The organism is Geminocystis herdmanii PCC 6308, from assembly GCF_000332235.1.
Classification (GTDB): domain Bacteria; phylum Cyanobacteriota; class Cyanobacteriia; order Cyanobacteriales; family Cyanobacteriaceae; genus Geminocystis; species Geminocystis herdmanii.
On record NZ_CM001775.1, the window covers coordinates 3,920,385 to 3,934,308 of the forward strand.

General features: G+C 32.7%; 14 protein-coding genes. 10 read left to right on the plus strand and 4 right to left on the minus strand.

Translation table 11 applies throughout. The annotated features are described in order from the left end of the window. Window positions 1-43: 43 nt before the first annotated feature. The 6 genes from SYN6308_RS19580 to SYN6308_RS19605 all read left to right on the plus strand — a co-directional run bounded on the left by SYN6308_RS19580 (window position 44) and on the right by SYN6308_RS19605 (window position 5,195). Complete coding sequence (locus SYN6308_RS19580) at window positions 44-232, plus strand: NAD(P)H dehydrogenase subunit NdhS (protein ID WP_017296156.1); 189 nt, start codon at window positions 44-46, stop codon at window positions 230-232. Window positions 233-465: 233 nt separating this feature from the next. Next, window positions 466-1,602: an anhydro-N-acetylmuramic acid kinase gene (locus SYN6308_RS19585; protein WP_017296157.1), complete on the plus strand. Its 1,137-nt coding sequence runs from the start codon at window positions 466-468 to the stop codon at window positions 1,600-1,602. A gap of 85 nt (window positions 1,603-1,687) precedes the next feature. Beyond that, window positions 1,688-2,623: an NAD-dependent epimerase/dehydratase family protein gene (locus tag SYN6308_RS19590; RefSeq protein WP_017296158.1), complete on the plus strand. Its 936-nt coding sequence runs from the start codon at window positions 1,688-1,690 to the stop codon at window positions 2,621-2,623. 188 nt (window positions 2,624-2,811) lie between these two features. Then, window positions 2,812-3,024 (plus strand): hypothetical protein, encoded by a 213-nt coding sequence (locus tag SYN6308_RS19595; RefSeq protein ID WP_017296159.1) that lies wholly within the window; start codon window positions 2,812-2,814, stop codon window positions 3,022-3,024. Beyond that, window positions 3,021-3,434, plus strand: a complete 414-nt coding sequence (locus tag SYN6308_RS19600; RefSeq protein ID WP_017296160.1) for a type II toxin-antitoxin system VapC family toxin — start codon at window positions 3,021-3,023, stop codon at window positions 3,432-3,434. Before SYN6308_RS19595 ends, SYN6308_RS19600 begins: the two co-directional genes overlap by 4 nt. A gap of 99 nt (window positions 3,435-3,533) precedes the next feature. Further along, window positions 3,534-5,195 (plus strand): NAD+ synthase, encoded by a 1,662-nt coding sequence (locus SYN6308_RS19605; RefSeq protein WP_017296161.1) that lies wholly within the window; start codon window positions 3,534-3,536, stop codon window positions 5,193-5,195. 47 nt (window positions 5,196-5,242) lie between these two features. Here the strand turns inward: SYN6308_RS19605 and SYN6308_RS19610 are convergent, their stop codons facing one another. Further along, complete coding sequence (locus tag SYN6308_RS19610) at window positions 5,243-6,313, minus strand: Uma2 family endonuclease (protein WP_017296162.1); 1,071 nt, start codon at window positions 6,311-6,313, stop codon at window positions 5,243-5,245. Between the two features lie 231 nt (window positions 6,314-6,544). Continuing rightward, entirely contained in the window at window positions 6,545-7,732 is a 1,188-nt protein-coding gene (locus SYN6308_RS19615; RefSeq protein WP_026102185.1) for a glycosyltransferase family 4 protein, read from the minus strand. Window positions 7,733-7,921: 189 nt separating this feature from the next. On the opposite strand from SYN6308_RS19615, the gene SYN6308_RS19625 reads away from it, so the two are divergent. Both SYN6308_RS19625 and SYN6308_RS19630 read left to right on the plus strand, forming a co-directional pair. Beyond that, on the plus strand, window positions 7,922-8,563 hold the full coding sequence (locus tag SYN6308_RS19625; protein ID WP_017296165.1) for a bifunctional 4-hydroxy-2-oxoglutarate aldolase/2-dehydro-3-deoxy-phosphogluconate aldolase: 642 nt from the start codon (window positions 7,922-7,924) through the stop codon (window positions 8,561-8,563). 47 nt (window positions 8,564-8,610) lie between these two features. After that, on the plus strand, window positions 8,611-9,006 hold the full coding sequence (locus SYN6308_RS19630; RefSeq protein WP_017296166.1) for a slr1601 family putative cell division protein: 396 nt from the start codon (window positions 8,611-8,613) through the stop codon (window positions 9,004-9,006). An 8-nt stretch (window positions 9,007-9,014) separates the two neighbouring features. On the opposite strand, the gene SYN6308_RS25215 is transcribed toward SYN6308_RS19630, so the two are convergent. Beyond that, window positions 9,015-9,161, minus strand: coding sequence for a hypothetical protein (locus tag SYN6308_RS25215; RefSeq protein ID WP_017296167.1), 147 nt, complete (start codon window positions 9,159-9,161; stop codon window positions 9,015-9,017). A 292-nt stretch (window positions 9,162-9,453) separates the two neighbouring features. Between SYN6308_RS25215 and SYN6308_RS19640 the strand changes: the two genes are divergently transcribed. Both SYN6308_RS19640 and SYN6308_RS19645 read left to right on the plus strand, forming a co-directional pair. After that, window positions 9,454-10,419 (plus strand): NAD(P)/FAD-dependent oxidoreductase, encoded by a 966-nt coding sequence (locus SYN6308_RS19640; RefSeq protein ID WP_017296168.1) that lies wholly within the window; start codon window positions 9,454-9,456, stop codon window positions 10,417-10,419. 3 nt (window positions 10,420-10,422) lie between these two features. Next, window positions 10,423-10,854, plus strand: coding sequence for a hypothetical protein (locus SYN6308_RS19645; RefSeq protein ID WP_017296169.1), 432 nt, complete (start codon window positions 10,423-10,425; stop codon window positions 10,852-10,854). Between the two features lie 463 nt (window positions 10,855-11,317). On the opposite strand, the gene SYN6308_RS19655 is transcribed toward SYN6308_RS19645, so the two are convergent. Beyond that, window positions 11,318-13,876: a glycosyltransferase family 39 protein gene (locus tag SYN6308_RS19655; RefSeq protein WP_017296171.1), complete on the minus strand. Its 2,559-nt coding sequence runs from the start codon at window positions 13,874-13,876 to the stop codon at window positions 11,318-11,320. Window positions 13,877-13,924: the final 48 nt, after the last annotated feature.

The following is a 13,924-nucleotide window of genomic DNA, read 5'->3' on the forward strand; positions in this document are numbered from 1 at the left end:
ATAGACAAAAGAAAACCTATAAAATTAATTAACTGAAAATATTATGATAATTTTACCCGGTACAATAGTGACAGTAACAAACGCCGATGATATTTACTACCGTTTTGAAGGTTTAGTGCAAAGAGTAACCGATGGCAAAGCCGCAGTGTTATTTGAAGGGGGAAACTGGGATAAACTTATCACCTTTAGGTTATCAGAATTAGAAGCGATCGATCCCAAAAACAAAAAATAATATTAGACTTCTGCAAGAAGTCGAGTAATGAGTAATAAGTTAAGAAATTTATGTTTTCCACCCTCAAATAGATTTTATTTTTTTATTTTGCAAGAGATATATTAAAGCTCGAAACTAAAATAAATAATTTAGTGGCACTTGTAAGTTTTCGTAATGTTTATAAAAATTATAAGATAGTTAAGGCAAGAAGCAACAGGAAATTGAGAAAATTTTTAGAGTAAAATAACAAAAATATGATAGTTGTGGGTTTAATGAGTGGCACTTCGGTAGATGGCATTGATGCCTCCGTAGTGGATATTCAAGGGCAGGGATTAGATTTAAAAGTAAACTTATTAGTAGGGCAAACTTTCCCTTATTCTTCTGCTTTGCGTAGTCAAATTTTAGCAGTGTGTGAGGGCAAATCCTTGACTATGGCTGAGTTTGCTCAACTAGATCATGCGATCGCGCTGGAATTTGCCCAAGCCGTGATTAACATTATCCCCAAAAACACGAAAATTGACTTAATCGGTTCACATGGTCAAACAGTCTATCATCAACCGCCCCACAAAAACGAATTAGGCTATAGTTTGCAATTAGGGAGAGGAGATGTCATCTTCCAAAAAACTGGTATTCAAACTATTAACAACTTTCGAGTTGCTGATATTGCCCTAGGAGGACAAGGTGCGCCCCTTGTGTCTAAAATTGATCTATGTTTATATCATCATCCTCGTCATAGTCGTTGTTTACAAAATATTGGCGGTATCGGTAACGCTACTTATTTACCTTCTACCCATACCCCCCAATGGCAGGAAAAAATTATCGGTTGGGATACGGGTCCGGGGAATGCTTTAATAGATTTAGCAGTACAAGAATTGACGGATAATCAACAAACTTTCGATTTTAATGGTGATTGGAGTCGTCAAGGAAAGCCTTGTCAACCCTTAGTAAAACAGTGGTTAAAACAAGACTTTTTCCATCATAAACCGCCTAAATCTACGGGTAGAGAGTTATTTGGACATCATTATTTAGCGCATTGTCGTCAAGATGCCCAACATTATAATTTAAGTGATGCTGATTGGTTAGCTACCATCACGGAGTTAACGGTGGCTTCCATTGCCGATAGTTACCATCGGTTTTTACCTTCTCTTCCCCATGAGGTAATTTTAGCAGGGGGAGGAAGTCGTAATAGTTATCTTATCGAGCGCTTACAGTCTTATCTTCTGGATACTCATTTGTTGACTAGCGATGAATTGGGTATTAGTAGTGAGTTTAAAGAATCGATCGCATTTGCTATTTTAGCCTATTGGCACGTCCATAATTTTGCTGGTAATTTACCCTGTGTGACGGGGGCGAAAAAAGAGGTTGTGTTGGGAGTCAGTCATAAGGAATAATGGAGAATGGAGAATGGAGAATGGAGAATTAATAATTGATTCCTTTGCTTTAACGAAAAAATTTAGATAACACAAGTTAATTTATATGCGTATTCTGATTATGGGAGGCACTCGTTTTATCGGTGTCGCTTTGACTAAAATTCTCGTGGCTCAAGGACATGAAGTTGTTTTGTTTAATCGTGGCAATAAATCTGCTCCTGTGGAGGGTATTAAACAAATATCGTGCGATCGAAAAGATATAGAATCCATGAAGGAGAAGTTAAAAGGGGAAAAATTTGATGCTATTTTCGACAATAATGGACGAGAATTAAGTGATACTCAACCGTTAGTCGAGTTATTCAAAGATCAGATTTCTCACTTTATCTATGTTAGTTCAGCAGGGGTATATTTACCATCGGAGCAAATGCCTCACCGTGAAGATGATCCCGTTGACCCACAAAGTCGCCACAAGGGGAAACACGAAACAGAACAATATTTGCAAGATGAGGGGATTCCTTTTACTTCTATTCGCCCTGTGTATATTTATGGTTCGGGCAATTATAATGATTTAGAGGCTTGGTTTTTCGATCGAATTGTGCGCAATTTACCTATTTTAATCCCCTATGGTGGTTTACATTTCACTCAATTTGGTCATGTGGAAGATTTAGCTATAGCAATGAGTAAAGTGTTAGGTAATGCTCAGGCTATTGGACAAATATACAACATTTCGGGCGATCGATATGTCACCTTTAAAGGATTAGCTCAAAGTTGTGCTTTAGCCGTGGGCAAAAATCTCTCTGAAATAGAGCTAAAATATTATGATCCAACTAAGTTTAATTTAGGAAAAAGAAAGGCTTTTCCCATCAGAGTTCAACACTTTTTTGCTGATATTTCTAAAGCTCAAAAAGACTTACATTGGACTCCTAAATATGATCTCGTTTCTGGTTTAAAAGAGTCCTTTGAAAATGATTATTTACCATCAGGGAGAGACAAAGTTGATTTAGATTTTAGTCTCGATCGAGAAATCCTCAGTCAATTATAATTAGATATTACCTTATAGTATTTTGATGAGAGAAAGTAGGGTGGGCAATGCCCACCATTTTGAAAATAAATACTTTAATCAAGACTGCCTACAAAAATATTTTAATAAGGGAAAAATGTGAATATTTAACTTAGTTGATAAAAAATAAAAAATTAGATAGGATGATAAAAATATGATTAGGTAAAAAAATGAAAAGAACAATTTATCTTTCAGAATCTTTAGATCAAAAAGTAGAAGAATATTTAAAAAAAACTCCTGACAAAAGTTTCTCTAATCTTATTCAAGAAGCATTAGAAATGAAATTAGCAGAGAAAGATATTTCTCTACTTTTAGAATTAGCAGGAATCATTAAAGAAGCTCCAAGAGAAGCCTCTGAAAATGCGGAGGATTATCAATATTGAAACAATTAATTTTAGATGCTGGGCCTTTAATTGCTTTATTTTATCAGAAAGATAGTTACCATCAATCAGCAATAAAAGGATTTATAGAATTAAATCAAAATAAAACTCAGTTAATTACACCAATTCCTATTATTTTTGAAGTTTATAAATGGTTGCTACATAGGGGCGGTAATTTACTAGCAAAAAAAACTCTTTCTGTTATGGAAAATAGTTTATATTCAGTTACTTTAGAAGATGAAGATATAAAAAAATTATATCTAATGATTCAATCATTAACAGACTGGGAAGGAAGTTTAGAAGATGCTACGGTTATTTTAATTTCTCAAAAATATAATTCCCCTATTTGGACTCTAAATTATCGAGATTTTAGTAGATTTAAAAACTTAAATTTTTGGAATCCTCAAGAATAAAATAATAGTATAAATAGCATAATTTTACATAAATAATCTAGTTATTATTCAAAACTTTGATTCAAATAAATTTGATATTATTTTTTATTTTCAAAAATCATGAAAATTTCGATCGTACAATTAAACCCGATAATCGGAGATATTGCTAATAATGCCCAGAAAATTCGAGAAAAAGCCGAATTAGCCGTCAAAAAAGGAGCAAAATTATTGATAACCCCTGAATTATCCCTTTGTGGTTATCCCCCTAGAGACTTACTTTTACAGCAAAGTTTTATTGATGATATGGGGTATCAATTACAGCAACTAGCCCAAGAAATTCCCCCCGAAATTCATGTTTTAGTGGGTACAGTGACTTTTAACACCCTCGCCCATGAACAGGGTAAAAAACCCCTTTATAATAGTGTAGCTTTAATCAATAATGGTAAAATTCACCAAATCTACCATAAAAGACTTTTACCCACTTATGATGTGTTTGAAGAAGATAGATATTTTAGTGCAGGAAATGAGGTTAATTTTTTTACCTTAGATGGTGTCAAAATTGGGATAACAATTTGCGAGGATTTGTGGAATGATGAGCAATTTTGGGGAAAAAAAAGCTATGCAGTAAATCCCATTCAAGACTTAGTTAATGAAGGGGTTGATTTAATCGTTAACTTATCTGCTTCTCCTTATATTGTAGGGAAACAAAAACTTAGAGAAGAATTATTAAAACATATTGTTACTAAATATCAAATACCCATTATTTACGTTAATCAAGTAGGTGGAAATGATGATTTAATTTTTGATGGTTTTAGTTGTGGATTAAATAAAAAAGGTGACGTAATTGCTCGATGTTTCCCCTATGAAGAAGATTTAATTTATCTTAATTTAGATCAAAATAATCGGGATTTATCATCTAATTATATTCATAATTTGTTCGATCGAGAAGAAGAAGAAATGTATCAAGCCTTAGTATTAGGAGTCAAAGATTATGCTCAAAAATGCGGTTTTTCTAAAGCAATTTTAGGTTTAAGTGGTGGTATTGATTCGGCTTTAGTGGCAACTATTGCGGTTTCTGCGTTAGGAAAAGATAATGTTTTTGGGGTGTTAATGCCTTCCCCTTATAGCTCAGATCATTCTATCATTGATGCGGAAAATTTAGTTAAAAATTTAGGTATAAAAAGTGAAATAATCCCCATTCAAGAGGGGATGAATAGCTTTGATTTGATGTTAAATCCTCTGTTTAAAAATACAGAATTTGGCATTGCTGAAGAAAATTTGCAGTCGAGAATTAGGGGAACTTTATTAATGGCGATCGCAAATAAATTCGGTTATTTATTATTATCAACGGGGAATAAATCCGAGATGGCAGTAGGATATTGTACCCTTTATGGAGATATGAATGGAGGTTTAGCGGTGATTGGAGATGTACCAAAAACGAAGGTATTTAATATCTGTAAATGGCTTAATAAAAATGGGGAAATAATTCCTAATAATATTCTCATAAAGCCCCCTAGTGCTGAGTTAAAACCGAATCAAAAAGACGAAGATTCTTTACCACCCTATGATATTTTAGACGACATTTTAGAGCGTTATATTAATCAACATCAATCCGTTGATAATATTGAAAAATCTGGTCATAATTTAAAGCTAATTAAAAAAGTAATAAAATTAGTCGATCGTGCTGAGTTTAAACGAAAACAAGCTCCTCCTGTACTCAAAATGACCGATCGAGCATTCGGTACTGGTTGGAAAATGCCGATTGCGTATAAAAATAGATGATTAATGACTTGGAAGACAATCTATCTTTGGGTAACGTCAGTTATTAATTATTCTACTTTAATAAGGTGATTAATAGTTAAACTTAATTCAGGAAAAATAGTCGATCGTAACTTATTATCTTGAGAGAAAAAATTAACCTTGTATTTATCATTAATTGACTGATATATGATGATAGTAGGTATAGGAGATTTACCTAAAGCATTACTCACAAAACTCCCTAAATAATCTATAAGCCAATATTCTTTTACCCCAAATTTTTGATACTCTTTTACTTTGTAAAGATAATTCCGTCGCCAATTAGCAGAAATTACCTCAATCACTAATTCTGGTGGTTCAATAATAGCACCATATACAGAGATATTATTCCGCCATATATCTTCGTTTATCACGGCAAGATGAGAAACTCTTCCCCTTTGTTTATCTTGATTATAAACGGTACGAATAATTAAATTTTTTGCTACTTTATACGGTAATTTTAAACGTTTAATTTCTTCTTCAAAAGTCCATATTAATAAACGAATAATATATTTTTGAAATCGATTTTGTTTAACTTCTTTTTGTTTTCCATCAATAAATTCAAAAGTTCGATCGAGTCGATAACACTGATTGATATAATCTGAAAAAGTTAATATTGATGACGGTGGAGGTGCGGGTAAAGTGATAGATAAAGGTTTCTGTATTTCTTTGTTTAAATAATCTTCTAAAATTAAAATATGATTCTTAGTAGTTCGCAAAATATTGTAAATATGTTTAATGGGTAAAGTCTCATTTTCTAGCCCTTCAATAAATTTAATTATTTCCTCAAATATATTGCTAATTAAAATTAGTAAGTTTCGATTAATTGTTAATTCATTACTTTGGATAGTAATTAAGTTATTTTCCAAACTATATAAAATATTTTGCAGTGGTTGATAAGGTAATAGATTAGCATAATCTCTTAATTGATAGGTAGTATAAAATATCTCCTTAACTACTAATTTTTGTTCCGTTAAAGCCAAAGAATCTAAGGATAATAACTGTTTTTCAATCAAAAATAAATATTCCCTAAAATTTCTCAATAAATCTTTATTTATTTCTCCTAATAGTTCTGGATAAATATAATTATCATTATTATTCATGGCAGTATTTTATCATTGGTGGTCTTCAAATCTAAATTGATGTCATTATTTTGCCCATTTTCCCTTATAAAATAACAATTAAGGCTCTGTTACTTCTCGTCATGATAAATTATACTCATCAAGGTTATAATCTGATGTTGCAAAATGTACAGTTGCCTTTTGCCTACCTTCACTAAACTCAAGTTATGCCTTCGCCCAGAAAAAGCTCGATCGAACTTGTTTGTAGTAAAATTACCATGTACTAGCTTGTCTTTGACGTAAAACCATGCCATAAATAGCAACGGTTTGTTGTGCTAATTTTGCCCACTGAAAACGTTTATCTAAGTCATCATAGGCATTTTCTACTAATAATTTGGCATAGTCTTTATTTCTTAATACTTCTAATATTCCCCATGCTAAAGAGTCAATGTTATTGGCTTGAGTGACTATTCCTGTTTGCCCATGTCTGACCACTTCTGGAAGCCCACCTGTATCCGAGACAACTACGGGGACTCGTGAAGCAAAACTTTCTAAGACAACAATGCCAAAAGGCTCATATAAACTAGGAAAAACGGCACAATCAGCAACGGTTTGAAAAAGATTGAGATCATCATCGGACATAAAACCAGTAAAATAACATCGTTCCCATATTCCTAAATTATGGGCTAAGTCTTTAATATAATTAGTGTTTCCTCCGCCAATGATGACGAATTTGGCTTTATCTTCAAGGGCATATAATATTTTTGGTGCGGCGTTTAATAAAACATGAATCCCTTTTTCATACGTCATCCTACCCACATAGTAAATGATTTTTTCGTCATCTCTGGCAAATTTACGCCTAAATTGCCAATAGTCAACATTGGACGATCGAACTTTCTTTTCTGGTCTAATACCGTTATAGACTATATCAATTTTATCCCAAGGACAACCCAAAGCTCGATGAATTTCATTCCGCATATAAAGGCTACAAACAACCACTCGCCATGATTCATAAACGAGATTTCCTTCTTTACTGGCAATATAGGCATGGGTTTCATTATGAATACCATTATGTCGCCCATATTCTGTAGCGTGAATAGTGCCAATGAGGGGAATTTTAAAACGATGTTTCAAAGCGATGGCGCTATCTGCCACTAACCAATCATGACCATGAATTAGGTCAAATGTACCTATATTATTGATTAAATTTTCTGCAGTAGTTCTCATAATATCATTCATATGAGCAACCCATTGAAAAAAATTATCGTCAGGGGGTACACAAATACGATAAATTTTGATACCTTCCACTATCTCAAATTTTGGGGCATTACCAAATTCAAGGGTAATTAAATGAACATCATGACCTAATTTGACAATCTCAGGGTATAATTCTGCTACATGACGTGCGATGCCTCCCACGATTCTTGGCGGAAACTCCCATGATAGCACCAGTATTTTCACGTTGCTTTTTCCTAAAGAATTTACTACAGATCAATTATTAATTATTGATGAATAATAATCAATTTTTATTTTTTGTGCATCAATAATTTTAACTTCCCATTTTCAATTCTCCATTCTCCATTCTCCATTCTCCATTCTCTATTCTCTATTCTCCATTCTCCATTTTCAATTCTCCATTCCCTAGTTACTATGTTAAATAATTGGTTATCTATTTTACGCACTCATCGATTAATTGGTGTAATTCGATCGAATGATTTGAATATAGGAAAAAAAAAAGCCCATGCTTTGGCAAAAGGTGGAGTTAGGTTAATCGAGATTACTTGGAATAGTTATCAAGCTGATAGTTTAATTTCTAGTTTAAGGGAGGAATTACCCCATTGTTATATCGGTACTGGTACAATTCTTTCTCAAGATGATTTAGTGAGATCGATCGATGCTGGGGTACAATTTTGTTTTAGTCCTCATTATGACTTCAATTTGCTTCAATTAGCTCATCAATGGAAGATTCCCCTGATTCCGGGGGCGTTTTCTCCGACGGAAATTATGACGGCGTTTAATGGAGGTGCAAAAGTGGTTAAGGTTTTCCCCATTTCTAGCTTGGGGGGGGTTAACTATATTAAGAATATTCGGGCGCCGTTACCCCATATTCCTCTAATTCCGACGGGGGGAGTCACCATGGATAATGCTATGGATTATATTAAAGCAGGTTCGATCGCTGTAGGACTATCTACCGACTTATTTCCTGAAAAGTTAATGTTTGATGACAATTGGGATATTATGGTACAAAGGATTCAGCAAATTCAACAACAATTGGTTAATATGAATAATTAATCGTGGATAATTAATCGTTAACAATTCATTTTTTGTAAATATCACCTATGAATTCTCAAATTCCTCTACCAAACACAAGAATCAAAAATCATCGTCATGCAGAATCCGTGATGGCGAATAGGGCATTAAAAAAAGAACAAATACAACAAAAAAGAGCTAATATTGAGCAATCGATCGAGATAAGTTTTAAGATTATCGTCAACGTAGGAATTTCATTTTTAGCTATTTTTAGTATTAAACAATTATTGCCTTACCACTTAGCACAACAGGAGAAACTAGCTGAAATTGATGGAGAAATAGCTAAAATTCAGCCCAGAGTTGAAAAACTACAGGAAAATTTTAGCACTACATTCGATCCAAAATTAACCCGTAAAGTAATGGAAAAAAACAGCTATAAAGTTGATCCTAATCTAAGTCCTATCTTTTTCATCAAGCAAAAATAAATTTCTTTCTAACTAGAAGAATTTACTTTATAGGGTGAGCATTCAAACGGTTGTACACCAATTTCTGGTACGGATTCTTCAGGGGGGCTAAAAATACGGGTAAAAGCCTCTGTCAAATATTTTGTCATGTCTTCAATCATTTTCATGATATTCATAACCTTATTCCTCCGAATATATTGATCCCTTTATTTTTATTATCCGATATAAATAACTCAAAGAGACATAATCTTTACAAAAATTATTATTTTTATCTAAGATTTAAACAATTCGATCGAAATAAAAATAAGACGAAATATTTTTACTGAAATCAAAGATTAACTAAACTTATTTTTAGTAATTATACTTAGTTTATCTTAAAAATAGTAAGTTTTATCTTGATCCCTATATATAAACTCAAATTTTTAATAAAGATTTATTTTAGTTAATCGTATCACATCATTAAAATTTATGACCATGAAAGTAGCCGTTATTGGTGCAGGATTATCAGGTTTAACCCTTAGTAAAGAATTACAAAAAAAGGGTTTGTCTGTAGATATTTTCGATAAAGCGAGGGGGGTTGGTGGTAGAATGTCGAGTCGTAGGACATCTTGGGGTTATATTGATCATGGTACACAGTACTTTACAGTAAAACATCCTTTATTTCAAGAATTTTTACAAGATTATGATTCAGTTATATCTGTATGGGAGGGGAAATTTGCCCGTTGGCAGGAGGGAAAGTTAACTCCAATTCTCCCAGAAAATCCTCGTTATGTGGCTTCGGTAGGGATGAATAACCTGTGTAAAAGTATGGGGTTAGAAGTGCGATTACAAACAAGAATTATGGGGTTGGAAAAGTCCACATTTTGGACATTAATTGATGACAATGGGCAGAAATACTCAGACTATAATTTTGTGGTTGTCACGGCGCCTCCTGCACAAACCTATGATTTACTGAAGTCTCATAGCAATATCGCAAGTTCTATCGAATCCTTAAATATGTATGCTTGTTTTAGTTTGATGATGATTCCTGCAACAAAAGTTAATCTTTCTTTTGACGGAGTAGAGTTTCCCCAACATCCAGTATTAGGTTGGGTTGCCATGAATGATAGTAAACCATGGCGAGGAGAAAAAGGCGCGATAGTTATGCAATCAAATTTTGGTTGGGCGGAGGATAATTTAGAAGAAAATAGAGATGTTTTAACAGAAATTATGAAAAAAAATACGGAAGATATTTTTAAGGTAAAATTTGGGGAAAATCTTTATGAATCTTTGCATTTATGGCGTTACGCTTTACCGGTTCGATCGAACGAAAAAGGTTATTATTTAGATGAAGATAATGGGATAGGTGTATGCGGAGATTGGTGTTTAAAGGGGAAAGTAGAATCAGCTTTTTTAAGTAGTTATTATTTAGCAGAAAAATTAAGTAATTTATAATCAATGAATTCATTATTATTAGTGTTAGAAAATTTTTTAAAACTTTTCGGAATATTTTGGATTGCTGGAGGAATGTTTGCTTTAAAAAGTGCTAAAGAATCTCAATTTATGGATACTTGTTTAGAGCAATTACAACAGAAAAAAGTCGATCGATTAGTGAGTAATTTTATGTTGATTGGCGGTATTTTAACATTATTAAGTGGCATTGGCTTACTAATGAATCAAGACGGTGTAATCTTCATTTTATTGATGCTAATTATCAGTCAATTGATTTATTTTGACACCAAAAAAAAGAGATTTGCTAAAGCAAAAACCGATGAAGAGAAAGAAGAATATACAATTCAATCTACAACTTATAATGCTTTTTTAACAAGTATTTATATAACCATAATTGTTGTGATTAAAATTATTTTATCTAAGGTAATTAATCTATAGCAATCCTGTTATATAAAACTTACTCATAGTTACCTATGACGTTTACTTCTTGCTTCTACCAGTCAAGTCGGCTTGATACTGTCCACAAGCGTTGATTCGGGTGTAACCCACCCTACTTTTATTATTCTAATTAATTGATTAATCTTGAATAATAACTAATTTTTTATTTAATTTAATCTTTAAATTAAATAGTTTTAACAGTCTTGGTTATCGACTTCATTAAAAGCTAACATATTTAAAAAAAAATGTCAACCTTTATCCCGTGAGTAGGTATAAACAACTATAATAAACTATTAGTTAACAGTTAAAAGCTCTTTCTCCGTCTTCTTGCTTCCTGTCTTCCTGTCTTCCTGTCTTCCTGTCTTCCTGTCTTCCTGTCTTCCTGTCTTCAACCCTCACCAAAAAACTATGATACATCACCAACCTTTGCGTCTTTGGGTGAAAAATCCTCATTACCAAAAAATTAAAGTTGACGGGAAAATTGCCAGACTCTCCACAAATTACCCTGCATTAAAGCACTAGCACCTTTAAGATATTGAAATTCTATCACCTCTGGCTTTAATTCCAAAGCAGGTTGCAAGGCTTCCTCTCCCTCTCTACCCTTCCAGTCATAGAGATAAAGAAAACTTAAATAGCCATGGTTAAAGGCATTTTCGGGATTCTCTTTAACTAATTTATGGGCAGTTTCGATCGCACTATCAACTTTTTGTTGTAAAACTTGAGAAAGGAGTAAAGTGTAAAAATAATCTAAATTAGTCTCCGTTTGTAAACGATATTGCATCGCCTTTTCTGTCACCTTTAGATAATCTTGGGTGGGATCATATTGATTGATACGAGTAACTTCAGCAAATACGGGAGTTAAACCGTCAATGCCTTGAGATAAATTAGGCGCAAATTGACTAATTTGAGAGACTAAATCTAACTCTCGGTTAGACTCTATTGGGGTATCGTTATTAATGGTAACTTTAATTTCGGGAATAACAATTGCTTCGGTTTCACCTGTGGAGTAATTAAGGTAAGTTGCGTTTAAAATATAGTCTCCTTCCGAGAGAGAATTAGGAGGAAACATAGCAGTATTTTCAATTACTTGAAAATCTTGATTAAGTTGCTCAGATGTTAACTTATTAGGATGTAAATTTCCCATAGCAATATGATGATCATGTGTCCATTTTTCTTCATTGTCAAGGGATTTCCAATCTAAAATTACTATAGCATTATTTAGGTTTTCCCACGAACCAGACCATTTATAAGTAATAGGAATAGGTTGCCCTGACGGGAAAATTTCGGGTACAATTACTTCATCTAATCTGACTTTACTATCTTGACTATTTAAGGTTAATACTTCATTAAAAGGTAACTTACGGCGATATAATTTTAACTCACTATCATCGGGTAATTGCCACTGATTAACTATATAAAAATCTCCATTATTTTCGACTAATTCCACTGTTTTTGGTTGACTCTCAGGAATCGAACCTTGATAGCCTGTTTTGAGTAAAAACCACTCCATAGAATTGACATCTTGATTGACTTCTTTTTCTCTAACTCCTACTTGTCTCCCGAAAACATGAAAGTTAGGAATTGCTCCATAAAATGAGATATTATGTTGATTAATTTCAGCAGTAGAAGGTAAAATACCAATATTAGCTCTTAAATAAGGAGTAATCTCGATCGAGTTTGGAATAACCATTGGAGTCGCCCATTTCTCATCCATATAAGGAAAATTTTGCATGGCTGGGCTAAGATTTTTTGTTAAAAATTCCCCCCCTAAAGGAAAGATATTAAATATCATTAATGCCAAAGATAAGCATACTATAAATATCTTTAAAATCTTATTTCCAATACTTTGATAACTAAAAATTAATGCGGATATGATTAATGTTAATATGGGTAATAAAGGTAAAATATAACGGGCATCTTTATTCATGTTGAGAGAAGATAATAAATAGCCCCCCACTAAAAAAACTAGCAACCAAAGGGTTATTAAAATAGTTAAAGAATTATTTTTACTAGAGTTTCTTTTGTTTTGATAAAATTTAGCTTGAAGATAAGCCCAAAAATTTTTATATTTCTCACTTTTGTTAGTATAATATTTAATCAATAAATAGATGAAGCAAATTAAAGGAATAATAACTAAATGCCATGATAATAAATAGGGTAATACTTCCCCGTAAAAAGTCCATGCTTCGATGGTATTTAAAGGTGGATCACCTTCTAATATAGCAGAGTCGATCGTGGCTCGTTTACCAGAGGTAAAAATTAATAGCCAATTAGTACGATACCAAGGAAAAAAGACGAAAATTGAGACAACAAAACTAGCAATTAATTGAGTTAATTTGTGCCATTTTTTATAAATTAAAAGGGAGATAAAAGCAAAGGTAATAGGTAAAAATAAGAAGAAGGCAAAGGTTTGTTTTAACATTACCCCTAAGCCAAAAGAAATCCCTGATATAATAGCAAAACCCCAAGAATATTTTGTTTTTGTAAAATACCAGTAACTCAAACAAACGAAGCTAAAAATAACGATAACAGTGAGGGGATAATCAAGTAAAAATTCAAGACGATAACGATATAAAGCTGGAATTAACTGCACTAATAAACAGGCAAATAATGCAATTTTAGAGTTAAAAAATAAGACTCCTAAAAAAAAGATGCAGATTAACAAGATGAGACTAAATAAGGATAAAACTAAGTTACCATGATCTACACTTGCCCCTAATGTCAAAAAAAATGGAGAGGTAATAATATACATTAAAGGGGGTACTTTATTGGATAATAACCAAAATTCTCGCCACCATGAACCATTAAAAAAATCAGGGTTTTTCAAGGCTTCTTTATATACCATTGTACCGTTGAGATATTCGGAAGGATCCCAAGAGGGTATAGTATTATCTAAACTAAACCAAATTCTATCAATAATAAACCCTAATGCCCAAATTAAGATTAAACTTATAATAATAAAAATTGGGGATGTTCGATCGACGGATATTTCACTGTTTTTCTGTTGATTTGATAATACCATTTTCTACCTCATTAGAGTACAATAAAATTCACTAATATAGCTTAATTT